A 23824-nucleotide genomic window follows, 5' to 3' on the forward strand; every position below is an offset into this window, starting at 1 on the left:
ATCTCGCGTGCGCGCGTTGCGAACGAGCCTAGCATATAAAGGGATGAGGCAAGGGCTTGCGCGGAGGCGCGATTCACTCGGCGGCTTGCGCCAGCACCGGCCGGCGCGCCAGCCAGCCATTGATGAAGTGATCGAGCCAGGCGCGCTCCGCGAGGTCGTAGACGGCACGATCCGCGAAATGGTGATGCCGCTGCCGCGCTCCGGGCGCGCTGAAGCCGTCATAGCCGCGCGTGGTCCAGCAATGCATCATCGCGTAGGTCACGTCTGGATGAAACTGCACACCGAAGGCGTTGCCGGCACGGAACGCCTGCACCGGAAAATCATCGCCTTCCGCGAGCTGCTCGGCACCAACCGGCAGCTCAAATCCCTCGCGATGCCAATGATAGACCCGCGCAGGCCAATCCGGGCAGAGCGCGTGGCCCGCAGCGGTCGGCCTGATCGGGTAATAGCCGATCTGGGTCAGCGCATCCGCATGCGGCGCGACGCGGGCCCCCAGCTGCATCGCGAGCATCTGCGCGCCGAGGCAGATGCCAAGGAACGGACGCTGCTCACGAAGCGGAATTTCGATCCAGTCGATCTCGCGGCGGATGTAGTCGTCGGAATCATTGGCGCTCATCGGACCGCCGAAGAACACGGCGCCGGCATGCTGATCGAGCGTCTCGGGCAGGGGATCGCCGAAGCGGGGACGGCGAATGTCGAGGCGATGGCCGAGCGCGCGCAGCGCATTGCCGACCCTGCCGGGCGTCGAGGATTCCTGATGCAGGACGATCAGAACCGGCAACCGGGCTTCGGAAGCGGAGGCGGCCGCGCCCGGCGTCCTTCTGGGAAAGGGCACCAATTCTGCGCCACCAAACCTGTCCGTCCGGAACGACATGGCCTCTGCGAGTGCTATCGGTTCAGACCGCCAGCATAGCTAAGCGATGGTTAACATCGTGTGATGTTCGCGCACACATACCGATTGAAGCAAGCTCCGGGCCACTACGGTGCTTCAAAGTTTTCTCTAGTGCCGGCGCCTCTGAAACCGGCTGGTAGCGGCCAGGATGAAGCCGCGCGGGAAGAAACGCAGCGCCAACGGCACAATCTTGATGCCCAGACCAGGCAGCACTGCCCGTTTGTTGGCCATCAGGCCACGATATGCATCGCGTGCAACTTCGGCGGCGGAGACGTTGAGAACGGCGGTATCATGTTGGGAGCCGACGCCGGCGCGCGCCTGGAATTCGGTGGGCACCGGACCCGGGCAAAGTACGGTGACGCGAACGCCGCGCGGCGCGAGCTCCGCCCGCAAGGCTTCGGTGAACGAAATCACATAGGCCTTGGAGGCGTAGTAGACGGCCATGCCGGGGCCAGGCAGGAAGCCGGCGACCGATCCAACATTGAGAAGACCGCCCTTGTTCCTGATGAGCTGATCGGCAAAGCGCAGCGACAGATCCGTCAGGGCCCGGACGTTGACATCGACGATGCCGAGCTGCTCGACGCGATCGCGCTCGATCGCATCGCCGAACACGCCGAAGCCGGCATTGTTGACGAGATGATCGAGCTCGACGCCTTCGGCGGCAAGTGCTGCCGCAATGGTCTTGCCGGCATCCGCTTGCTCGAGATCGCAGGCGATCACGATCGGCTTCTTGCCGCCGTTGGCGGCGAGCTCGTTCGCGAGCGCCTCCAGCCGATCCGTCCGGCGCGCCGTCAACGCGAGGCGATGCCCGTTGGCAGCAAACACACGCGCCAGCTCCGTGCCGATGCCCGCCGAGGCACCGGTGATCAGCGTCACCCGCTCAGTCACGATCGAAGACTCTTGAATTCAAGTTTTTGGCCCCGCAATGGCGGAACGAGAGCACAGGCCGCGCGCGACATGCAAGCCGCGCCGCCAGCATGGCCGCTTGAGCAGAACAACAGGCCGCGCTGAAAAACCGTTGATTTGCAGGCGGATTCAGCGCAGGCGGCGGATAAATTAAAGTTTCGTCATGTGTCCGGGCAGGCCGCGATCAGTCGTGTCCAGAGCCATCAGCCGCCGACAGCGCTGTCCTTGACTTGGCCGCCGACACGGTCCGCGACCGCGTGCTTCAGGTCGATCCGGTCGCGCTGCGAAATCCCGAGCAGGTCGGAGGCGCGCCAGACGACGTTGTCCTCGAATTCGCTGACCTGACCGTCGGCATAGACCAGCTCCCACATCATCTGCACGATGCGTTTGCGACCCTCTTCGTCGAGCGAGCGCATGATGACGCTGGTGAAATGATAGAGATCGACCGCCTCGCCCTCGACCTGGGTGGCGTCGGCGATCAGCCGATCCGCGGTGCCGCGATCGAGCCCAAAATGGCTTTCGATCAGGCCGTGCAGCTTGCGCTGCTCGGCCGCGCTCGGCTGGCCGTCCAGCGAGACCACGTGAATCAGCAGCGCCGTGGCCGCCAGCCGATAGTCGCTGTCGCCAAATGCGCGGTCCTGGTCATGGGGAGTAACAATGTCGGCGATGAATTGGCGCAGGCCGTCGAGCATAAAGTCCTACCGAGATCGATGAAGCCGCGAGGGGCGGCTGTTATCAGCACTATATGAGCAGCAAACTCAACCGGCGCAATGTACGTCAGTTCCGCGCGCTGCATTACGTTTCGGCAATCTGTTGTCGTGATTTGAAAGCGCCCTCAGGCGTCGTCCCGGCGGAGGCCGGGACCCATAACCACAGGGTGTAGTTCGGTGAAGATTGGTCGTTTTTTACTGTGTCCATTCGCAACCGAGAGGTCACGCGGTATGGGTCCCGGCCTTCGCCGGGACGACGTCGGGTGATGATTACGGTATCTCATACACCACCATCTTGTCGGCGATGCCGCGCAGCGCGGCCTGCTTCTGGATCGGCTTGATCTCGCGCTGCTGAAGGATTTCAGCAACCGCCGGCACATCAAGCACCGGGCCGGTGATGTGAATTTCCTGCGCGGTCGACAGGCTTTGCACGCGCGAGGCGATGTTGACGGTCTGGCCGAAATAATCCTGGCGCTCGTTCAGCATCACCGCAAGACATGGACCTTCATGGATGCCGATCTTGAGAATGAGATCGTTGGCGCCGCGTTCCTTGTTCAATTCATCCATGGCTGCACGCATGCGCAGTCCCGCCGTAATCGCGTGCTCAGGTCTCACGAAGGTCGCCATGACAGCATCGCCGATCGTCTTTACAACCGCCCCCTTCTCGGCGGCAATGATCTCCAGCAGCGCACGGAAATGCGCGCGCACGAGATCGAAGGCGGCGAGATCGCCGACGCGCTCATAAAGCGCGGTCGATCCCTTCAGGTCGGTGAACAGGAACGTCAGCGAGGTGATCTGGAGCCGCTGGTCGAGACTGAGATTGTCTGCCTTGAAGACGTCGCGGAAGGTCTGGTTCGACAGCATCCGCTTGGCAGTGAGGAACGGCTTACGCTTGCCGATGAGGTGATGAAGCGCTTCGGCCGCGATGAACACCGACGGCAGCACGCGCACACCGGCCTGGTTTTCCAGCGATAGCCGCAGCGGACCCGGCCGCATGGTCGTCGTTCCCGTCGGGGCCTGCACCTTGTTGTACATGATGGCGAGCTGCTGACGGTCCTTGGTCGGCTCGCCCTGGACATCGATGAAATGAGCGGCGTGCGTCACCGGCTCGAAGATGATGACGAAATCACTCGGCAATTGCAGCGACATCGTCGCCTTCTCGCCGGCCGGCAGCTCCATCGTATCCAGCGTCACCTCGTTGGCCAGCGTCGCAAACGATTCCTTGTTGAAGTCGACCCCGGAGCTCCAGAACACCTGCTTGAAATATTCCCACACCGGAAGCGTATCGGGATCGTGCGCCGCGATGCGCCGGACGCGCGGATTCACGGTGAAAGAGACCTCGACCTGGTCGTCGACGGACGCCTTGTAGCCGCAGGCGCAGAGCGCGCAGTGATAGTCGTCCGGCTTGAGCGCCTTGAGCGTCGAGTGAGCGCCCAGCACGCCGCCGCAACCCGGACACAGCACGTTCCAGCCGAGATCGAACAGACCGAGCCTGGCCGAATGCAGGAAAGCCGAGATGACGCGCTCTTCGTCGAGGCCGTGATGCCGGGAGAAATCGAGGACATTGACGCGGTTGAGCTCGTGGTCCTCGCCATCCTGGATGAGGCGCGCAATCGCATCGACCACCTTTGCATCGGCTGTCTGCTTCAGAACGGAAAACTGGGCCTGGATGTCGCTCATGGCGGGGCTCTGTTTAAGCTGGATCACGCCATCGGCCAGACGAGGGTCCGTTACCGACGGGTGATGCGGAACATGGGTGAGTGGTCCGGCTGGGTCGTGACGACGCCATGCGGGATCACGGGAACGGTATCGGCAAGCTCGACGCGGAACGCACCGATCAGCCGGGCCAGCGCCAGCACCGATTCGGCTTGCGCGAACGGCGCGCCGATACAGACGCGTGGCCCCGCGCCGAACGGCAGATATGCGAAGCGATCGGGCTCCGCCGACATGAAGCGCTTTGGAATGAATGCGTTCGGCTGATCCCACAGTTTCTCGTGCCGGTGCAAAAGCCACGGCGCAATCATGATGATATCGCCCTTGCCGATCTCGATGCCGGCCGCGTTGTCCCTATCGCGCGCGGCACGCGCGACCAGGAAGGCGGGCGGGTAGAGTCGCATCGTCTCCTCGATCACGGCACGGGTGAACTTCTGCCGATCGATGTCGGCGATGCTGTCGAGATGTTCGCCGCGGGTCTCAGTGGCGACTTCCTCCTGCGTGTCAGGATCGAGCGACAGCAGATAGAGCGCCCAGAACAGCGCCGTCGCCGTGGTCTCGTGACCTGCGAGAATCATGGTCGCGACCTCGTCGACGAGCTGTTCGTCGGAAAAGCCCTTGCCCGTTTCAGGATCGCGGGCCTCGTCCATGAGATCGAACAGGTCTCGCGGCGGCGCGCCGTCCTTCTTGCCCGCCGCACGCCGTTCGGCGATCAGCATGGCAACGAATTCGGTCCAGCGCTTGCGAAACCGCGCCCGTGCAAAATCCATCGGGCTCGGCCAGGACACGGGCAGCACCATGTCGAGGAAATAGGGACGTCCCAGCCGCGCGGCATATTCCATGATGAAGTTGCGCAAGGTCGCGCCATGCCGGTCCATGCCGAACGAGAACATCGTGCGTCCGGCGATCTCGAGCGTCATGCGCTGCATGACCTCGCGCAGATCGACCGGCTCGCCTACTCGCGTATCGAGCTTTGTGATGGTCTCGTCGAGCACCGCCGTCATATGCGGGACGAGATTTGCGGTGGCGCGCGGCGTGAAGGCCGGCGCGAGCGTGCGGCGCTGAAACGTCCAGGAATGACCTTCCGCAATCAGGAGGCCGTCACCGAGCACGGGGCGCAGCATGCGGATGCCTGCCGGCGTGCGCGTATAGTTCTCGTAATTGCTGAGCAGGACGTGCCGGATCGCGTCCGGCTGGTTCAGGATGAAACTGTTGCGGAGAAAGAAGCGGCCCGGGATGACGTCTTCCTCATAGGCACGCTGTCCCCAGGTCGCGATCATGTTCTGCCGGATCACCGCGAGCTTGCCAAAGAACGACATGTCATCCGGCGCGCGCGGCGGCGTCGGAGGGATGATGGGCCGGCGCAGGCTTGCGATATTCATGGCTCGCTCCCGCAGAAGTGATGCAGGTAGATAGCTAGTAAGTCAGTTCGGCGATCGCAATCCTGTTCTCGGCGGCGGGCCAGGCGCGTGCCACAATCCGTTCTTCGCCAAATTGGGCCACGATGTTACGTCCGATCTCGCTGGCCGGAAGCCGCAGGGTTGCTGCCGCATCCGTGGGCACGCCCGGTTTGACGTCGGCCGGCTCCTTGCCGTCGAGCAGCACCACGTCCCGCGGCAGGCCGAAATAGCCGCGCGGCCGCGACATGACCACGACAGCTCCTGCGTCCTTGTCGGCCGGCCCGAGCGGGCGCGCGGGACGCAGGTGCACGACGTCGGACGAGCGTGGGAAGGGCGAGCGGTAGATGTGCGTCGTCGGCGCGTCGGGCGATGCCAGGACGAATTCGAGTGACCAGGCCGGATTGACCTGCGCCGGTCCCCAGCGGCCGTCGGCACCGGTCTTTGAGCTGTGCAGCGCCCCGCCGTTGCGCTCTCCGGTTTCAGGATCGACGCGGAAGACGTCGACGGTTGCGCCCGCCACCGGACGGTTGGTCGACACGCCGCCCGGCGTGCCCGTGACCAAACCGCTCAACTTCACGCTTGCCTCCGGCACAATTGCAATGCGCGTGGGTTCGCGGCCGGCGATGAACTTGTAGATCTCGCGGAAAGCGCGCGGATGGAACGCCACCTCGCGATGATCAAGCGCACCAAGCACGAGGTTGGTGGCGCCCTTCAGCTCCGGCCCTTCGGCGGTGACACCGGTCGGAACGCCGGGCTTTCCGATGAACCGGCCATCGGCTTGGGCATATTTGTCCAGACCGTCACTGCGCAAGGTGAGAAAAGCCGTGCCCGGCGTCACCTCGCTCTCGCCCTCGTTCAGGCCGCGCAGGAATGCGCCGCGGCCGTTGAACTCGTTGTTGGGCGTATCGTCGGTCGCGAACACGCCGTGATTGGGCGTGCCGCACAAGATGGCGTGACTGACATCGCCGGCGCCGCCGTTTTTGATGACGTTGCGGATGGCATAGCCGCCGCGGGAGCTGCCGACCAGCGCCACGCGGGACGCGCCGGTACGGCGCTTCAGGTCAGCGATGGCGGCAGCGAGCTCGCGGCGCTGGTCCTCGGTCGAGGACCGGTTCGCCTGCTCAACCTTGTCGTCGCTCCGCGCCAGCGGATCGGTGAAGTTGATCGCCGCCATGCGATCGCGCGCGACGCCGTTGGATTCCATCCGCCACAAGGTCGTGATCCAGAGCGCGTCGTAGTCGCCATTGCCGTGGACGAACAGGATCGGCGGCACCTCAGTGCTTGGCGTGGCGGCAGATGCGGTTTGCGCCATCGCGCCTGCCCGCAAGCTCGCAACTGCGAAAGGCAGGCTGCTGACCCCTTGCAGGATCGTCCGTCGCGACAGCTTCATTTGTTCCTCCCCCCGGCAAACGCCTCTTTGCACCGCTTATACCGACCTAACCACTGGACAGCGAAGGACTTTCGCAGGCATCACTGAATTGGCCGGAATCGCCACGACCACTTCTGACACCCGATATGGAAGGGGATATGACCGAGCAGACGAACCGCCAGAGAATTGCCGCCGAGGGCATCACCGCCCCTCTGCGGTACACCGTATTCCGGCGCATCTGGCTCGCCAGCCTGCTCTCCAATCTCGGCCTCCTGATCCAGGGCGTCGGTGCCGCCTGGGCAATGACTCAGATGGCGGCCTCGGCCGACAAGGTGGCGCTGGTGCAGACCGCGCTGATGTTGCCGATCATGCTGATCTCGATGCCGGCCGGCGCCATCGCCGACATGTATGACCGCCGCATCGTCACCCTGGTCTCGCTGTCGATCGCGCTGACCGGCGCCACTGCGCTCACGATCCTGGCCGGGCTCAAGCTGATCACGCCGGAAACGCTGCTGGCGTTCTGCTTCGTCGTCGGCAGCGGCAATGCATTGTTTGGACCTGCCTGGCAGTCCTCGGTCAGCGAGCAGGTGCCGCCGGATGCGCTGCCGTCCGCGGTGGCGCTGAACGGCATCAGCTACAACATCGCGCGCAGCTTCGGCCCTGCGGTCGGCGGTGTCATCGTCGCGGCGGCCGGAGCAGTCGCTGCGTTTGCCTGCAACGCGGTCCTCTATCTGCCATTGCTGGTGGTGCTGCTGCTCTGGCGACGCAGCACCGAGCCCTCGCGCCTGCCGCGGGAAAAGCTCAACCGCGCCATGGTCTCCGGCTTCCGCTACATCACCAACTCGCCGCCGATCAAGATCGTGCTGCTGCGCACGCTGGTGATGGGCCTGATCGGCGGCGCCGTGATGGCGCTGATGCCGCTGGTCGCGCGCGATCTCTTGCATGGCGGCGCGCAGACCTACGGCATCATGCTCGGCGCGTTCGGCATGGGCGCGGTGGTCGGCGCGCTCAACATCCATGAATTGCGCAAGCGCATGAGCGGCGAGGCGGCGATCCGCGCCTGCACCATCTCGATGGCGCTCGCGATGGCCGCCCTCGCCTTGAGCACGGAGCCGGTGCTGACCGCGACCGCGCTGGTGCTGGCCGGTGCGGTCTGGATGGCCGCGGTCGCGCTGTTCAATATCGGCGTGCAGCTCTCGGCGCCGCGCTGGGTCGCCGGTCGCTCGCTTGCGGCGTTCCAGGCCTCGATTTCGGGCGGCATTGCGATCGGCGCCTGGGGCTGGGGCCATCTCACCGACTATGCCGGGGTCGAGGTCGCGCTCCTGGTCGCGGCCGGCCTGATGCTGATCTCGCCGCTGCTCGGCATCTGGCTGGCGATGCCGCGCGTCGGCGCGCGCAACGAGGATGCCGAGGTGCTGGCCGATCCCGAGGTGAAGCTGTCGCTGACCGGCCGCAGTGGGCCACTGGTGGTCGAGATCGAATACCGGGTGAGCCAGGAGAATGCCCGCGCCTTCCACAATGTGATGCAGGACGTGCAGCTCTCCAGGCAACGCAATGGTGCCTATGGCTGGTCGATCGCGCGCGACATCGCCGATCCGGAATTATGGACCGAGCGCTATCATTGTCCGACCTGGCTCGACTACTTACGCCAGCGCAACCGCTCGACCCAATCCGAACGCGCGCTGCATCAGCAGGCGATCGATTTCCACATCGGTCCCGAACCAGTGCGGATCAGGCGCATGCTTGAACGTCCGTTCGGCTCAGTGCGCTGGAAAGAGGATACGCCGGACCGCGCCAATAGCGAGGTGCTGCCGGTGGTCGCGACTGCAGCGGGGAGCAGCACGTAAGTCTGTCAACCTGTAGCCCGGATGGAGCGAAGCGCAATCCGGGACGGTCTCACCGCGGAAACAGAACCCCGGATTACGCTCCGCTCCATCCGGGCTACGAAAACCACTACTGCCCGTGATCCGTCAGCACCTTGTCGCAGCCTTTGCTCAGCCGGGTGCGGTTCTGCTTCAGGCAGGCGAGCACGGCGCCATCGCCATTGTTCATCACGGGCCGGCAGAAGCGGCTGACATCACGCGCGCAGGCATCGTGGCCGGGCTGCTGCTGCGCGAACGCGCTCGATGCGCACAGGAGCAAAGGAATAATGAAAAGCAATCTGGTCATCGCGCAATGCCTCTTACCCGGAAGAAATGTGCGGGCGAAGCTAGTGCGGTGATCCCGAGGCCGCAACGGCTTTGTTGATTGGCTGCAACGTGCCGCCGCATGGTCCCGGCTTAACGCCGAGGCACATCGCGGGGGGGAGCTAACCGACGCAACGATCGCCGTGTTGCTTACTGCTTGTCCTGCGCGTCGGCGACCTTACGCGAGGCGCCCTTGGCGAGGTCCTTGTCCATCACCGCGCGGCAGCCGGCGCTTAAGTCAGAACGATGCTTGATCATGCACGCCGTGATCTTCGGGATGTTGGGGATGTCCGCCGAGCAGAGGCGGAATGCATCGCCGGTGCACATCTGCTGCGCCTCGGCCGTGAAGGCGAAGCTCGAGGTCGTCGAGACGATCGACACGATGGTGGCAAAGCCCAGGGCCAGGCTGGTGTCGCGGATCTTGGTGGTCAGGGACTTGGCAGAAAGAGACTTGGCAGAAAGAGACTTCGCAGGACGAGACTTGCCAGAAAAAGACTTGGTCATTTGAAGCTCCCATTGGCGCCGTCGAACGGTGCCCGTTGTTGATGGGAACTACGATGCTCCGGCAAAACGGTTTCCACTGTGATGACAGTCACGGCAGGCGCAGCCTCTGTGACCTCCGTCACTTTGGCGCACCTCGCTGAAATTCCTCCGCAACCGCTGTCGCGTTGGTGTCACGTTAACTGTTCCTTCGCATTAATGGCTCGTCGCGCGGGAAATTCCGCCGGTTTGGTTGCGTAATTGGAAAAAATAGCGATGCGTAATGCGTTGGGCCTGATGCTGGCCAGTGTAGTTGCGGCGGTCGTGATCGCCGCCGGCGGTTGGTTTTATTATTCCGCGCGCGCCGATCAGGGCGCCCCCAAGACAGTTGCCGCCCGTGCCGCCGATCCATTGCCGGCACCAGCGAAGCTCGCCGCCAAGGACGATGTCGAGACCACCGCGGCGATCGCGGCCAAGCCGGCGGCAGCTGCTCCGGCACCTGCGCCCGGCCCCGCCATGCCGGTGCAGCAGAAACAGGCCTGCGCCAATCCGAACGCGCTGGGTGTTGCCCGGGTGGTCGAGATCGACACCACAGGCGGTCCCGGCTTCGGCTTCGAGCACTTCAAGCAGTTCGACTTCCTCACCGAGAAGGAGGTCGTGCTGACCTTCGACGACGGTCCGTGGCCAGTCAACACGCCCGCGGTGCTGAAGGCGCTCGCCGATGAATGCACCAAGGGCCTATTCTTCTCGGTCGGCAAGCACGCAACCTATCATCCGGAGATCCTGCGTCAGGTGCTGGCTCAGGGCCACACGGTCGGCACGCACACCTGGTCGCATGTCAACCTGAACAGCAAGAAGATGACCGAGCAACAGGTCAAGGACGAGGTCGAGAAGGGCTTCAGCGCAGTGCGATTCGCGCTCGGCACCAACCCGGCGCCGTTCTTCCGCTTCCCGCAGCTTCAGCACAATCCGGCGATGGTGACCTATTTCGGCACCCGCAACGTCGCAATGTTCTCGACCGACATCGACTCCTTCGACTTCAGGAAGGGCGCCACGCCGGAGAAGATCGTCGAGACCGTGATGACTAGGCTGGACAAGCTCGGCAAGGGCATCATCCTGATGCACGACTTCCAGAAGCATACCGGCGAAGCCCTGCCGGCCCTGCTCGCGCGGCTCAAGGCCGGCGGTTACAAGGTGGTGCAGATGAAGGCCAAGACGAGCTTCCAGACGCTGCCGGAATATGACGAGGCGTTGCTGAAGGACCTGAAGGTGCCGACTTCGAGCGCGCGCCCGATCGGAAGCGTGGTGCAGACGGTTTCGCAATAACAGTGATCACCGCTTCAATATGCGCATGGCCGGGCCTTCGCCCGGCCATTTGCTTTGGGCGAGCGGCTTACCAGTAGATACCGTGACGGTGCAGCTCACTGATGATGCGACGCTCGGTCCAGCTGCGCTTGTGCTTCGGCTTGTCCGCCGATGCCGTGGTCTTGGTGGCGGGCTTGGTCGTCGCGACCGGCGCGGAGGTCGTCGTGGGTGTCGTCACGGCCGGAGCGGTCGCCGCAACCGGCGCAGGAAGCGACACGGCCGGCGGACGATCGGAATATTTCGGAGCCTCCGTGGCTGGCGCGACCTCGCTCACCTGCGTCGGAGCGGCGGTCGCCGACGTCGTCGTGATTTGCGGAGCGGAGGTCTGCTCGCCCGCCGCGGCCAGCGACAGACTGCGGGACTCGCCTGCCTGGGCAGACGCGGAGGCCAGGAGCATGGCGGCAACCAGAATGATCTTGCGCATGTGAAATCTCCCCGTGTTGGCGTGGCTGGACGTTACGGGAAGCGCGCCTGAGGTTACGTGATCACGATCACTCAGGCTGCCGTGCGGCCTTGAACCGTGTGCTTAGGTAGCTGGATGCGCTGGTCAAAACGCGGACTTGCGGGGATCGGATGAACCGAGGCGCTGGTGCCGCAAGAGGGATTCGAACCCCCGACCCCGTCATTACGAATGACGTGCTCTACCGACTGAGCTATTGCGGCGAACCCTGCCGGAGCCAGGACGATGCCGGCCCGATACGCGCGCCCCTGATATCGGGCATGGCCCGAATTGGCAAGGACAAGCGGCGTTTGAAATGCGTCTCACGCGCCCCAGCGGGACCAGAATCCGCGCCAACCGCCGGCCTGGGCCTTGGGCGTGCCGATTTGTTCCGTAAATTCATCGCTCGGGCCCTCGTCGTCGATCCCGGGATCGTCAGGCGCGCGGACGATCGGGATCACGGCAGGGATGGGGGCCGGTCCCGGTTTGCCGAGGTCGGCGCGACTCCGGAACGCCGGCGTTGCCGCCGGCGACGATGATTCGACCGGCGCGGGCGCCGGATCAGCCGGCTCGGCGGGCGTGACCGTCGGCTCTTCCTTGACAGCTTCCTTGGTAGGTTCCTTGGCCTGAGGGGGCGAATTGTCCTGGGCGGCCGGCGCTGGCGCTGGGGGCGCCGCCGGCGGTTCCATCGGAGCTTCGCTGGCAGCCGCCGTCACCCGCTTCGGCGGTGGGGCCGCCAGCATGGCCTCCTCGAAGGCCGAGGATTCGATCGTGGCGCCCTTGTCCGAGGGAAGGCTCGCGACCGGCGTCTGCCATTGGAAGGCGTCGAGACGGCCGGTGACCGGGGACACCGGACGCCAGCGGTCGCTGACATAGCCGTCCGCAGTCCAGGCCGGATCGTGGCGGGCCCGCACCGCGCGCAAGGTCCAGGCGCGGGCACGGCCGCCGTCGCCATGCTCGGTGCGTTCGATCTCGGCCATCAGCAGCGCGACGCGTTGGGTCGGATCGTTGACGTAAGGCGCGAGCGCCTCGCGCGCGCGGGCGAACTCGGAGGCGTCGATCGCAGCGCGCGCGATCGCGAGCTGGCCCTCGATCTGGCCGGGGTTGTCGGCAGGCGTCTTGGCCGCGAGCGTCTCGACCCGCTGCAAGCGCTGCCGCGCGGAATCGCCGAGCTTCACATGGGCATAGGCATCCGCGAGATCGGGATGCGGATTGGCGAGCCAAGCGGCCTCGACCAGCTTCATGGCGCGGCGCACCTGATGCGCCTCGCTCTCGAATTTCGCGGCGAGCACCGCGGCCGGCACCAGTGTCGGTGCGAGCTTGACCGCCTCCATCACGCTCTCGCGCGCGACGTCGCGGTCCATGGTTTCCAATTCCAGCGCGCGCGCGGTGAGCAGGACGCCGCGCTGCCGGCGATAGCTCTGCTTGTCGATCAGGCCAGCTGACAGATTCGAATCGAGGATCGCGAGCGCGCCGCTCCAGTCGCCGCGCGCGCAGCGGAAGCCGAGCACGGCCTGCGAGGCCCAGGTCGAGGACGGCGACAGCTTGATGGCTTCCTCGGCGATCATCACGGCGCCGACCGCATCGTCGGCGCGCTGCGCCTCGATGAACAGGCCGCGCAGGCCGAGCAGCCGCGTGTCCTCACGCTCGGCCATGGCGCGGAAGACGCGCTGCGCTTCGTCGCGATTGCCTTCGAGCTGCGCCGACTGCGCGTGCAAGAGCAGCGCGAGCGGATCGTTCGGCGCATGCCGTCGCGCCGCTTCCGCATGCCGACGGGCGAGCGCGGTGTCGCCATGACCGATCGCGAGCAAGCCGTGGGTGATGGCGTGGCGGCCACGAGCATGGCGCTTCTCATGACGACGGCGGCGCAAACGCCCCGGCATGCGCCAGATCATGGTCAGGATGCTCCAGACCAGCACGATTGCGGCTGCGAAGATGCCGAGCCCGAGCACGAACCCGGGAAACGTCGTCGTGGCACGGAGACCGCCCCAGGTCAGGACCAAATCGCCGGGCTGATCGGCAACCCAGGCTCCACCGGCCGCCGCCAGTGCGATCAGAATGAGAAAGAGGACGATGCGAAGCATGGTGATCTCTATACGCGCTGATTGTTGCGCGAACCTTATTGAGCAGGCTTGACCGGATCAGATTTGGCGAGATCCGCCATGGCATCGTCGGCGAATTTGCGGGACGCGGCGAGCGCGGCGTCGCGGGCATCGGCCTTGTCGAGCCAGGCTTGCGCCGCGGTGCGATCGGCCTCCGGCAGCGACTTCAGCTCGCGACGTGCCTCCGCGAAATCGTTGCGTAGCGCCGCCGCGGTGACGCGCGTCACGATCGCACCGCGATCATTGCCGACGCCGTCGGTGCGTTCGATGCGGACGAGCTTCGATGCGCCGGCCTGGAGGCGCTCGACGATACCGCTGCCGCCGGTCTGGGTTTCCGCCGGCGGCGACAGTTTCGGCACGATATTGAGAAGCTCGCGGCTCAGCGCGACCGGCGTCGGGATGCCTGACGATGCAAAGTTGTCGAGCGGCTTCAGCGTGTCGGGCTTGGCCGCCAGTGACCGCGCCGCAGCCAATTGCTGTTGATAGGGATCGCCATGGCGAACGGCGACGTCGAGCAGGGCCGCCGCCACGACATGGCGCAGCGGCTTGTCGTCCATCGTCTTAGCGTCGGCGATCTTCTCGCCCTGCTGCGCCAGCTCGGCCCGCTCGGTCCTGCCGGCGCGCTCGAGCTGCGCGATGCGGTCGTTGAGAGCGCTAAGATCGGGCGCGCCTGCGCTTGGAGCGGATTTCACGTCGTTCAGTGCACTCGCGGCCTTGTCGGACTGCGCGCGCAGATTGGCTATGTCGCTGCGCAGGCTGCTGGCGGACTTCTCCAGCGCGTCGATCCGCGCCGCCATCGCCGGGTCGGCGACGGGCTTGCCGGCCTTGGCTTCGACCACAGCAACGCGGCCGCTGAGCGCATCGACCGTCGCACTCGTGACTTGCGGTGCGGCAGGCGGCGCCTGCACGGCGGGCCAACCCAGCATCCAGCCGACCGCGATCACGACTGCCGCTGCGACAGCGCCGGAGAGCGGAGCAACGACCCAGGGCGAAATCGGCGGAGAGACGGGCGCGGATGCAACGGCGGCCGGCGCCTCATCACGCTCCGGCTCAGCATCAGCCGGCTCGGACTTGACCTGCTCGGATTGTGACGACTCGGTCTCGGCGCGCTCCGGCGCCGCCTGAGCCTCGGGCTCGCCCGCCGCCTGCTGCGGCTGGGTCGAGACTTCGGTCGCCTCGAGGTCGATGGTGGGCGGGGTGCGCTTGGCACGACCGCTGTCGGGGGCCAATCCTGCGTCTTCAGGCTTGTCATCGACCATCGTGACGGTTCCTCACATCCATACCTTGCACAGATCCTTCGGATCCGATTGCGTCGGATTCGGCCCGACCTCTTACGCCAAACGAGTGCGCAAAGCACGCTCCAAGGTGTCGAATAAGGCATTTTCGTCCGGCGTCGCCGCCACCAGAACCTGCGACGCGCCGGCCTCGCGCAGCACGCCGGCAACCGTCTCGGACAGGCAGCATTGCGGTATAGCCAGTGCCGAGATTTCGACACCTTCGTCCCGCGCCGCGTCCAGAAACGCTCGCGCGCTGCGCCGCGAATAGTGCAGCACCGCCTCGATCCCATGGGCGGCAAAGCCGTCGCAAACTTCGCGCGGCAGCAACTTGACCGGAGCCATGCGATAGGTGGTCTGCGTGACCACATTGAATCCTTCGGCGCCGAGCTCGTTGCCGAGGTCACGCGACAGATCCGCACCCGCCAGGTAAAGCAGCGTGCTCTTTTTCTTGAGCACCTTGTCGCGCGCGCTCTGCACCACCTTGTCGCGCAAGGCCGCAGCGTCGCCACCGGCGACGATCACGTCGGCAAAGCCGGCGTCGCGCGCCGCAGTAGCCGTGTGCTCGCCGACCGCAAACAGCGGCAGCTCCAACAAGCCAAGGTCCCGCAATTGCGCTGTGACGCCACGGATTGCATTGGCCGATGTAACGATGACGCCGTTATAGTTCGTCTCGCTCTCGTCATGAAAGGCGACCGGCTCGAACTTGAGCACCGGCGCAAGCAGCACCACATGCCCCCGCGCGCGCAAACTCTCCGCCGTCGCCTCATTGTCGGGATGCGGTCGTGTGACAAGAATGGACATCGCTGGTGTTCCCGAACCACGTGGCGGTGGCGCATTTACGAGGACGGCCGTGCGTGACGATTGCGCAAGCCATCCCCGGAATGCTACCGGACGTACCAGAACTCTGCTTTACGGATGAGCGCAAGGGCGCAAATTGGATAACAATTCGCCAATGCTGGTATTGGGCATCGAAACCACCTGCGACGAAACCGCCGCGGCCGTGATCGAGCGCGCGCCTGACGGGAGCGGCAAGATCCTGTCCAACATCGTGCGGTCGCAGGTCGAGGAGCACGCCCGCTTCGGCGGCGTGGTGCCGGAGATCGCCGCCCGCGCCCATGTCGATCTGCTCGACGGCATCATCGACCGCGCCATGAGCGAGGCCGGCGTCGGCTTCGCCCAGCTGGGCGGTGTCGCCGCGGCGGCAGGGCCGGGGCTGATCGGCGGCGTCATCGTCGGGCTCACCACCGCCAAGGCGATCGCGATGGTGCACGACACCCCACTGATCGCGGTGAACCATCTGGAGGCGCATGCGCTGACGCCGCGTCTCACCGACGGGATCGAATTCCCCTATTGCCTGTTCCTCGCCTCGGGCGGACATACCCAGATCGTCGCCGTCACCGGCGTCGGCCAGTATGTGCGGCTCGGCACCACGGTCGACGACGCCATTGGCGAGGCCTTCGACAAGGTCGCGAAGATGCTGGGCCTGCCTTATCCCGGCGGCCCGCAGGTCGAGCGCGCTGCGGCAAGCGGCGATGCGATGCGCTTCGCCTTCCCGCGCCCGATGCAGGGGCGTCCCGATGCCAATTTCTCGCTGTCGGGCTTGAAGACGGCGGTCCGCAACGAAGCAAGCCGCATCGCCGAGCTCACGCCGCAGGACATCAGCGATCTCTGCGCGAGTTTTCAAGCCGCCGTGCTGGATTCGACGGCGGACCGGCTGAGCGTCGGCCTAAGACTTTTCCGCAAGCAGTTCGGCGCGCCACGCGCACTCGTGGCCGCCGGCGGCGTTGCCGCCAATCAGGCGATCCGGGGCGCCCTGCTCGATGTCGCGCAGCAAGCTGGGACCCAGCTGATCATGCCGCCGCCCGCGCTCTGCACGGACAACGGCGCGATGATCGCCTGGGCCGGCGCCGAGCGCCTCGCGCTTGGCATGACAGACACGATGGAAGCGCAGCCCCGCGCACGCTGGTTGCTCGACGCCAACGCGACGGCACCGGCCGGCTACGGCAACACGCGGGCGGGATTCTAGTAATGACCGCGTTCGACTCCGTCACCGTGATCGGGGCAGGCGCCTGGGGCACGGCGCTGGCAACCGTGGCGGCGCGGGCAGGACGGAAGGTGACGCTGTGGGCGCGCAATGCCGAACATGCGACGCGCATCGCTTCGACGCGCGACAATCCGCGGCTGCCCGGCGTGCGGATCGCTCCGGAGATTGTCGTGACGAGCGATCTGGCGCTCGCTGCGCGTGCCGACATGCTGCTGATCGCAACGCCCGCGCAGCACTTGCGCAGCGCGGTCAACCTGCTGTCCTCGCGCATTACGAAGCCGGTCCCTGTCGTCGCCTGCGCCAAGGGCATCGAGCACGGCACCCACAAATTCATGACCGAGGTGATCGCCGAAGCCGCACCGAGCGCGCAGCCGGCAATCCTGTCGGGCCCGAGCTTTGCCGACGATGTCGCGCGCGGCCTGCCGACCGCGGTGACGCTGGCCGCGAAGGAAGAAGCGCTGGCCAGCAGCCTGGTGCAGGCGCTGGGCTCGGCGACATTCCGTCCCTATCATTCCACTGATATCCGAGGCGTCGAGATCGGCGGCGCGGCCAAGAACGTGCTGGCGATCGCGGTCGGCATCGCGGTCGGGCGCAAGCTCGGCGCCTCGGCCCAGGCCGCGCTGACGACCCGCGGCTTCGCCGAGCTCACTCGCCTTGGACGCGCGCTTGGTGCGCGCAGCGAGACGCTCACGGGCCTGTCCGGACTCGGTGATCTCATTCTGACCTGTTCGAGCCCGCAATCACGCAATTTCGCGCTGGGCCTTGCGCTGGGCCGCGGCGAGAACCCGCCCGCGGGCAAGCTTGCCGAGGGCGAGTCCACCGCGCCGGTGCTGATCGAGCTTGCGGCTTCGCAAAACATCGAGATGCCGGTATCAAAAGCGGTCGCTTCGATCCTGAGCGGCCGGAGCACGATTGACGCCGCGATCTCGGGGCTGTTGACGCGCCCCTTCAAGGCAGAGGAATGAACATGGCGTACTGGCTGGTGAAATCCGAACCGTCGGTGTGGTCCTGGGACCAGCAGGTGGCGAAGGGCGCCAAGGGCGAGGCTTGGACCGGCGTGCGCAACTTCACCGCACGCCAGAACCTCGTTGCCATGAAGAAGGGCGACAAGGCGTTCTTCTATCATTCCAACGAGGGCAAGGAGATCGTCGGCATCGCGGAGATCATCAAGGAGGCCTATCCGGACCCGACCGACAAGACGGAGAAATTCGTCTGCGTCGACATCAAGGCCGACAAGCCCTTGAAGACGCCGGTGACGATGGCCGCGATCAAGGCCGAGAAGAAGCTCGAAAGCATGGCGCTGGTGAAATATTCGCGCCTGTCGGTGCAGCCGGTGACAGCTGAGGAGTGGAAGCTCGTCTGCAAGATGGGTGGGGTTTAGGAGCAGGTGCTGTAGCCCGGATGAGCGAAGCGATATCCGGGAGCACTGCAGCCCGCATATCGCTGCGCTGATGCGGCTACGATGTCCGAGCTTGCGTCTCCGGCAGCGCAAAAACCTCGCATGGCGCGGCAATGCCGCGCAGCGAATGCGATCCGAGCGCGATGAGGGGCGTATCCGTCTCTGCGGCGAGCGCGCCCGACACGAGCACGGTCCGCCCCAACGGCTTGCATAGCCCTTCGAGCCGACTGGCGAGATTGACGGCGGGACCGATCGCCGTGAAATCGAGCCGGTTGGCAGCACCGATATTGCCCCAGAGCATCTCGCCGAGATGAAGTGCGGCACCGAACGCGAGCGGCGGCAAGCCCTGGCCGCGGCGCTCCGCGTTGAGATACACCATCCCGGCTTCGGCCGCGCCTGCCGCGCGCAGAGCGGCATCGCAGGCGCGGCGCGGCGACGCCTCGATCACGGGAAAGATCGCGAGCACGCCGTCGCCGATGAATTTCAGCACCTCGCCGCCGAAGGCGTGAACGGCGCCGGCGATCCTGTCGAACCATGCATCGAGCGCCGCGATGACACCAGCCGGCGGACTGGTCTCCGACAAGCTGGTGAAGTTGCGCAAATCGGCATAGAGCAATGCGGCCTGAATGGTCTCGCCGAGATCGCGTCGCAGCGGCGCCGCCAGCACCCGCTCCGCACTGCGCTTGCCGAGATAGGCGTCCAGCGTCGCCCGCAGCGTGGCGCGCGCGGCGAGTACGGCGAGCGGCGTCGCGGCGAAACGCGCGGCTTGGCGCAACTGCTCGATCTCCTCGGCCGTGAACGGACGCGGCCCGATCCAGCCGAGCAGCGGCCCATCGGGCCGTCCGACCACGTCTTCATGCACCTCACCGCCCGCAATGTCGCGCAGCCAGCGGCGGCCGGCATCGTTGGGCGGGTCCGGTGCCAGCCCGCCCGGGGCAAAGCCGAGCGCCTCGATCACCCGGCCGCTGTCGGCGCGCCACAACCAGGTCCGCTTCGCGATCAGCGGATGCGGCACCTCCAGCGTCAGGGCGCCCGCCGCAAGCGGCACGCCATCAGCAACCAGATGGGCGCCGAGTTCCGCAAGCACGCGGTCCGCCCCAGGACTGTCTGAGGCGGCGTCGACAAGCCAGGCGAGCGTCGGAGAGAGCTGCATGGCGCGATCATGACGAAGGCACGCCGCCTTTGTCACGGGCAATCCTTGACGGACCGCTCTGGCGCCGCCATGTCCGAGTGTCAGCCCAGGGATGATCGCCGATGACCGAACCGTTCATAGTGCGACGCGAGACCCAGATCGCCGCCCCACGCGCGACTGTTTTCGCCTATCTGACCGACCCTGAGAAGATTTTGAGCTGGATGGGTTCCGACGCGACCACGGAGCCGCATCCCGGCGGGCTCTATCTGCTGAAGGGCGTCGGCCCGCGCGGCGGCGTCGCCCGAGGCGCCTTTCGCGAGGTCGTACCCGTGCATCGTCTCGCTTACACGTTCGGCTGGGAGGGCGGACAGGAGGTGCCGCCCGGCTCGAGCCTGATCGAGATCGACCTGATTGAGCACGACGGCGGCACTTTGATGCGGATGACCCATAGCGGGCTGCCGACGGAAGAGCAGGCGGCCGCGCATGCAAAGGGCTGGGCGCATTATCTGGTACGGCTCACCACGGCAGCCGCGGGCGGCGATCCCGGTCCCGACAAAGGCGTGTCCGACAAGTCGTAGGGACTGTAGGGTGGGCAAAGGTGCACTTGCGCCGTGCCCACCATCTATCCCAACACCGCAGCAGAAATGGTGGGCACGCTCCGCTTTGCCCACCCTTACGGGAGCGCGACGCTAAACCGCCGCGGTCGCCACCACCTGGGCCAGAAGCTGCTCGCGCCTCGCCTGCGAGCGCTGACCCTTCATGGTCGCGGCGAAGCGTTCGAGGATGCCATCCTCGAAGGCGGTGACGATGGTATCGTGGACGTAGCTCTTGCGGCAAATCGCCGGCGTGTTGGAGAGCTGGTCGGCGGCGGCGCGGATCGCGTCCAGCACCTGCTTCTTGCGGCCGCGCTGACTGGTCGCCGGCGTGATCCGCGATAGCGATTCCACGACGACGGCAGACGCCATCAGCGTGCGAAAATCCTTCAGCGAGATCTTGATGCCGGCGATCTCGCGCAAGAACGCATTCACCTGCGTGGTATTGACTGCGCGCACGATACCGTAAGCATCGCGATACTGGAACATGCGCTTGCCGGGGACGCCCTGCAAAATGCCGATGGCGCGCACCAGCTTGGCGGCGTCGCACTCTTTCCGCACCGCCTTGCCGCCCTTCGCCTTGAAGGTCAGCACGAAGCAATCGTCTTCCAGCGTGACGTTGGACTTGAGCAGCGTGGTGGCGCCGCGGGTGCCGTTGAGACGGGCATAGGATTCGTTGCCGGGGCGGATCGCGGTGCGGGCGATCAGCTCGATGACGGCCGAGAGCGCGAATTCACGCGTCGGCTCGTCGCCCGACAGGAACGCGGAGACCTTGCGCCGGATCTTTGGCAGCGCGCCGACGAGCTTCTCCAGGCGATGCGCCTTGCGGTGCTCGCGGACCTTCTCCCAATCGGCGTGATAGCGATATTGCAGCCGGCCCGCGGCATCGCGTCCCACGGCCTGAAGATGCGAGCTCGGATCGGCGGAGTAGCGCACCTCGCGATAGGCCGGCGGCACCGCCATGGCATGCAGCCGGCGGATGGTGCGGGCGTCGCGAATATGCGCACCATTCGGGCGGACGAAGGAATAGCCCTTGCCGCGCTTGATGCGCCGGATGGTCAGTTCGTTCTGATCGCCGAGGCGCAGGCCCAGTCCCCTGGCGAGCGCCTCGACCGTCGCCGCCGACGTCGTGTCGAAGGTCTTTTTGGGGCTGAGACGCCTGAAACCGGCCGGTTTCGGCCATTGTCCGAGGGCTTTGGCGAGGGCAACGGCCGCAGGATCGGCGGAAGCGGGCCGCATCGCGCCGAGATTCTGCTGATCCATCATAGTCTTACGCCTTAGCCCTGCCTGTTATCGATCAATGCGATTGTTCTGATTTTTGTTCCAGGAGCCACGTTGGGGATCCCGGGTTGGCCATTTAGGGTGTTCCGAACCGTAATGCGAGTCCCGAATCAGTGAGGAAAGGTTTCTAAATACCTCCGTCGGTTGCATGGCGCCCTGCGCGGGCCTGTTCCGGAGAGTTGGGTAAAGGCCCGAAAGCCGGTCGCCGGCCTGTTTCAGATCTGCGACACTCGCCTAAGCGGGCTTGATCCTCCGCATGGCCGGCGGCCCGCCGAAGGTCCAGCTTGTGCTCCTTGTCGGGTCCGGTTAGCCCGACGCATAATCATTCAATGATCAAGTCGGCTCGCCAGTCGCTAGCGTTCGGCCTGCCGTATGTGGAGGGAAAGCATGTCCGAGAAGATCTACGACGTACCGGCAGAGTGGGCAAAGCGCGCCTGGATCGACCAGGCCAAGTACAAGGACATGTACGCGCGCTCGATCTCGGACCCGAACGGTTTCTGGGCGGATCAGGCCAAGCGCATCGACTGGATGAAGGCGCCGACGAAAATCGAGAACGTCTCGTTCACGCCCGGCAACATCTCGATCAAATGGTTCGAGGATGGCGTCCTCAACGTCGCCCATAATTGCATCGACCGGCATCTCCACACGCGTGCCAATCAGACCGCGATCATCTGGGAAGGCGACGATCCCTCGCAGTCAAAGCACATCACCTACAAGGAGCTGCACGACGAGGTCTGCCGGATGGCCAACATCCTGCGCACCCGCAACGTCAAGAAGGGCGACCGCGTCACCATCTACCTGCCGATGATTCCGGAAGCGGCCTATGCGATGCTGGCCTGCGCGCGGATCGGCGCGATCCATTCCGTGGTGTTCGCGGGCTTCTCCCCCGACAGCCTCGCCCAGCGCATCAACGACTGCCAATCCAAGGTGATCATCACTGCGGATGAAGGCCTGCGCGGCGGCAAGAAGGTGCCGCTGAAGGCCAATGTCGACGCGGCGCTCGCCAAAGCGGACGGCGTCGACTGGGTCGTCGTGGTCAAGCGCACCGGCGGCAAGATCGACATGAACCCGACGCGCGACCTCTGGTATCACGACGCCGCCAAGATGGTGACGACGGAGTGCCCGGCCGAGCACATGCACGCCGAGGATCCGCTATTCATCCTCTACACCTCGGGCTCGACCGGCCAGCCCAAGGGCGTGCTGCACACCTCCGCCGGCTATCTCGTCTATGCCGCGATGACGCATCAATACGTCTTCGACTATCACGACGGCGACGTCTACTGGTGCACCGCCGACGTCGGCTGGGTCACCGGCCACAGCTACATTCTCTACGGACCGCTCTGTAACGGCGCGACCACGCTGATGTTCGAAGGCGTGCCGAATTATCCCGATAATTCCAGGTTCTGGAACGTCATCGACAAGCACAAGGTCAACACCTTCTACACCGCGCCGACCGCGATCCGCGCACTCATGCAAGGTGGCGACGAGCCCGTGAAGAAGACCTCGCGCGCCTCGCTGCGCCTGCTCGGCTCGGTCGGCGAGCCCATCAATCCGGAAGCCTGGGAGTGGTATCACCGCGTCGTCGGCGACGACCGCTGCCCGATCGTCGACACCTGGTGGCAGACCGAGACTGGCGGCATCTTGATCACGCCGCTGCCGGGCGCGATCAAGCTCAAGCCGGGTTCGGCGACGCTGCCGTTCTTCGGCGTGGTGCCGGAGATCGTCGATGCCGACGGCAAGACGCTCGAAGGCGAGACGACGGGCAACCTCTGTCTCACGCGGTCATGGCCGGGCATGATGCGTACGGTCTATGGCGACCACGCCCGGTTCGAGCAGACCTACTTCTCGACCTACAAGGGCAAATACTTCACCGGCGATGGCTGCCGGCGCGACGCCGACGGCTATTACTGGATCACCGGCCGCGTCGACGACGTCATCAACGTTTCAGGCCATCGCATGGGCACCGCTGAAGTCGAGAGCGCGTTGGTCGCGCACGAGAAGGTGTCGGAGGCGGCCGTGGTCGGCTTCCCGCACGACATCAAGGGCCAGGGCATCTACGCCTATGTCACCCTGATGGCGGGCGTCCAGCCGACCGAGGATCTGCGCAAGGAGCTCATCACCTGGGTGCGCAAGGAGATCGGCCCGATCGCCTCGCCGGACCAGATCCAGTTCGCCCCCAGCCTGCCCAAAACCCGCTCCGGCAAAATCATGCGCCGCATCCTGCGCAAGATCGCCGAGGACGAGCCGGGCAGCTTAGGCGACACCTCTACGCTGGCCGATCCCGCCGTGGTCGACGATCTCGTCAAGAACCGGCAGAACCGGAAGTCGGCGTAAGAAGCGGCTCCGTGCCCCGGACGCAGCGCAGCGCGCTCTTCAGCGGTGCGCTGCAGAGCCGGGGCCCATCTATCCGCACTAGAACTGGGTCCCGGCTCAGCGTCGCGGCGCTGCGCGCCGCGTCCGGGACACGAGACCAAGCTGCGCTCCGGGTTCGCCAACGCCTCCTGAAATAACAGGCGTTTACATCCTCACGCATTCG

Annotated in this window: 21 protein-coding genes and 1 tRNA gene; 7 read left to right on the forward strand and 15 right to left on the reverse strand. The window is 65.5% G+C overall.

Annotated elements, in window-relative coordinates; all coding sequences use genetic code 11:
- Window positions 1-73: 73 nt before the first annotated feature.
- The 6 genes from AAE027_RS24855 to AAE027_RS24880 all read right to left on the reverse strand — a co-directional run bounded on the left by AAE027_RS24855 (window position 74) and on the right by AAE027_RS24880 (window position 7011).
- Complete coding sequence (locus AAE027_RS24855; RefSeq protein ID WP_370989083.1) at window positions 74-874, reverse strand: glutamine amidotransferase; 801 nt, start codon at window positions 872-874, stop codon at window positions 74-76.
- Between the two features lie 126 nt (window positions 875-1000).
- The gene (locus AAE027_RS24860; protein WP_370989081.1) at window positions 1001-1780 is read right to left on the reverse strand and encodes an SDR family NAD(P)-dependent oxidoreductase; all 780 of its coding nucleotides are present in this window, start codon (window positions 1778-1780) and stop codon (window positions 1001-1003) included.
- Window positions 1781-2001: 221 nt separating this feature from the next.
- Window positions 2002-2490, reverse strand: a complete 489-nt coding sequence (locus tag AAE027_RS24865) for a tellurite resistance TerB family protein (RefSeq protein ID WP_370989080.1) — start codon at window positions 2488-2490, stop codon at window positions 2002-2004.
- A gap of 288 nt (window positions 2491-2778) precedes the next feature.
- Entirely contained in the window at window positions 2779-4188 is a 1410-nt protein-coding gene (locus tag AAE027_RS24870) for an adenylate/guanylate cyclase domain-containing protein (protein WP_370989079.1), read from the reverse strand.
- Window positions 4189-4238: 50 nt separating this feature from the next.
- Window positions 4239-5603: a cytochrome P450 gene (locus tag AAE027_RS24875; RefSeq protein WP_370989078.1), complete on the reverse strand. Its 1365-nt coding sequence runs from the start codon at window positions 5601-5603 to the stop codon at window positions 4239-4241.
- 34 nt (window positions 5604-5637) lie between these two features.
- Window positions 5638-7011, reverse strand: a complete 1374-nt coding sequence (locus tag AAE027_RS24880; protein ID WP_370989077.1) for a hydrolase — start codon at window positions 7009-7011, stop codon at window positions 5638-5640.
- A 137-nt stretch (window positions 7012-7148) separates the two neighbouring features.
- Here AAE027_RS24880 and AAE027_RS24885 point away from each other — a divergent pair, with 137 nt between their 5' ends.
- Entirely contained in the window at window positions 7149-8837 is a 1689-nt protein-coding gene (locus tag AAE027_RS24885) for an MFS transporter (RefSeq protein ID WP_370989076.1), read from the forward strand.
- A 106-nt stretch (window positions 8838-8943) separates the two neighbouring features.
- Here the strand turns inward: AAE027_RS24885 and AAE027_RS24890 are convergent, their stop codons facing one another.
- Together AAE027_RS24890 and AAE027_RS24895 are read right to left on the reverse strand one after the other, a co-directional pair.
- Window positions 8944-9159, reverse strand: a complete 216-nt coding sequence (locus tag AAE027_RS24890) for a cysteine rich repeat-containing protein (RefSeq protein WP_091882805.1) — start codon at window positions 9157-9159, stop codon at window positions 8944-8946.
- A 167-nt stretch (window positions 9160-9326) separates the two neighbouring features.
- Window positions 9327-9680 carry a hypothetical protein gene (locus AAE027_RS24895; protein ID WP_370989075.1) on the reverse strand — a complete coding sequence of 118 codons (354 nt, stop codon included), beginning with the start codon at window positions 9678-9680 and terminating at the stop codon, window positions 9327-9329.
- Between the two features lie 252 nt (window positions 9681-9932).
- On the opposite strand from AAE027_RS24895, the gene AAE027_RS24900 reads away from it, so the two are divergent.
- A complete protein-coding gene (locus AAE027_RS24900; protein ID WP_370989074.1) occupies window positions 9933-10982 on the forward strand; it encodes a polysaccharide deacetylase family protein in 1050 nt (349 codons plus the stop codon).
- A 67-nt stretch (window positions 10983-11049) separates the two neighbouring features.
- Here AAE027_RS24900 and AAE027_RS24905 read toward each other — a convergent pair whose 3' ends face one another.
- The 5 genes from AAE027_RS24905 to AAE027_RS24925 form a co-directional block, all read right to left on the reverse strand.
- Window positions 11050-11445 (reverse strand): hypothetical protein, encoded by a 396-nt coding sequence (locus AAE027_RS24905; protein ID WP_370989073.1) that lies wholly within the window; start codon window positions 11443-11445, stop codon window positions 11050-11052.
- Between the two features lie 163 nt (window positions 11446-11608).
- Window positions 11609-11684: transfer RNA gene (locus AAE027_RS24910), tRNA-Thr, on the reverse strand.
- A gap of 99 nt (window positions 11685-11783) precedes the next feature.
- On the reverse strand, window positions 11784-13544 hold the full coding sequence (locus tag AAE027_RS24915) for a heme biosynthesis protein HemY (protein ID WP_370989072.1): 1761 nt from the start codon (window positions 13542-13544) through the stop codon (window positions 11784-11786).
- Between the two features lie 35 nt (window positions 13545-13579).
- On the reverse strand, window positions 13580-14821 hold the full coding sequence (locus AAE027_RS24920) for a COG4223 family protein (RefSeq protein ID WP_370989071.1): 1242 nt from the start codon (window positions 14819-14821) through the stop codon (window positions 13580-13582).
- Window positions 14822-14893: 72 nt separating this feature from the next.
- Entirely contained in the window at window positions 14894-15640 is a 747-nt protein-coding gene (locus tag AAE027_RS24925) for a uroporphyrinogen-III synthase (RefSeq protein WP_128930559.1), read from the reverse strand.
- Between the two features lie 151 nt (window positions 15641-15791).
- On the opposite strand from AAE027_RS24925, the gene tsaD reads away from it, so the two are divergent.
- Genes tsaD through AAE027_RS24940 form a run of 3 tightly spaced genes read left to right on the forward strand, consistent with a single transcriptional unit; the run spans window position 15792 to window position 18264 of the window.
- On the forward strand, window positions 15792-16865 hold the full coding sequence (gene tsaD / locus AAE027_RS24930; RefSeq protein ID WP_370989070.1) for a tRNA (adenosine(37)-N6)-threonylcarbamoyltransferase complex transferase subunit TsaD: 1074 nt from the start codon (window positions 15792-15794) through the stop codon (window positions 16863-16865).
- A 2-nt stretch (window positions 16866-16867) separates the two neighbouring features.
- On the forward strand, window positions 16868-17848 hold the full coding sequence (locus tag AAE027_RS24935) for an NAD(P)H-dependent glycerol-3-phosphate dehydrogenase (RefSeq protein WP_370989069.1): 981 nt from the start codon (window positions 16868-16870) through the stop codon (window positions 17846-17848).
- A gap of 2 nt (window positions 17849-17850) precedes the next feature.
- Window positions 17851-18264 carry an EVE domain-containing protein gene (locus AAE027_RS24940; RefSeq protein ID WP_370989068.1) on the forward strand — a complete coding sequence of 138 codons (414 nt, stop codon included), beginning with the start codon at window positions 17851-17853 and terminating at the stop codon, window positions 18262-18264.
- Window positions 18265-18340: 76 nt separating this feature from the next.
- Here AAE027_RS24940 and AAE027_RS24945 read toward each other — a convergent pair whose 3' ends face one another.
- Window positions 18341-19435, reverse strand: a complete 1095-nt coding sequence (locus tag AAE027_RS24945) for an adenylate/guanylate cyclase domain-containing protein (protein WP_370989067.1) — start codon at window positions 19433-19435, stop codon at window positions 18341-18343.
- Window positions 19436-19536: 101 nt separating this feature from the next.
- Between AAE027_RS24945 and AAE027_RS24950 the strand changes: the two genes are divergently transcribed.
- On the forward strand, window positions 19537-19992 hold the full coding sequence (locus tag AAE027_RS24950) for an SRPBCC family protein (protein WP_370989066.1): 456 nt from the start codon (window positions 19537-19539) through the stop codon (window positions 19990-19992).
- 111 nt (window positions 19993-20103) lie between these two features.
- On the opposite strand, the gene AAE027_RS24955 is transcribed toward AAE027_RS24950, so the two are convergent.
- Window positions 20104-21273: a DNA topoisomerase IB gene (locus AAE027_RS24955; RefSeq protein ID WP_370989065.1), complete on the reverse strand. Its 1170-nt coding sequence runs from the start codon at window positions 21271-21273 to the stop codon at window positions 20104-20106.
- Window positions 21274-21675: 402 nt separating this feature from the next.
- On the opposite strand from AAE027_RS24955, the gene acs reads away from it, so the two are divergent.
- Complete coding sequence (gene acs, locus AAE027_RS24960; protein ID WP_370989064.1) at window positions 21676-23622, forward strand: acetate--CoA ligase; 1947 nt, start codon at window positions 21676-21678, stop codon at window positions 23620-23622.
- Window positions 23623-23824: the final 202 nt, after the last annotated feature.

This window comes from Bradyrhizobium sp. DN3 (assembly GCF_041357655.1).
Taxonomy (GTDB): domain Bacteria; phylum Pseudomonadota; class Alphaproteobacteria; order Rhizobiales; family Xanthobacteraceae; genus Bradyrhizobium.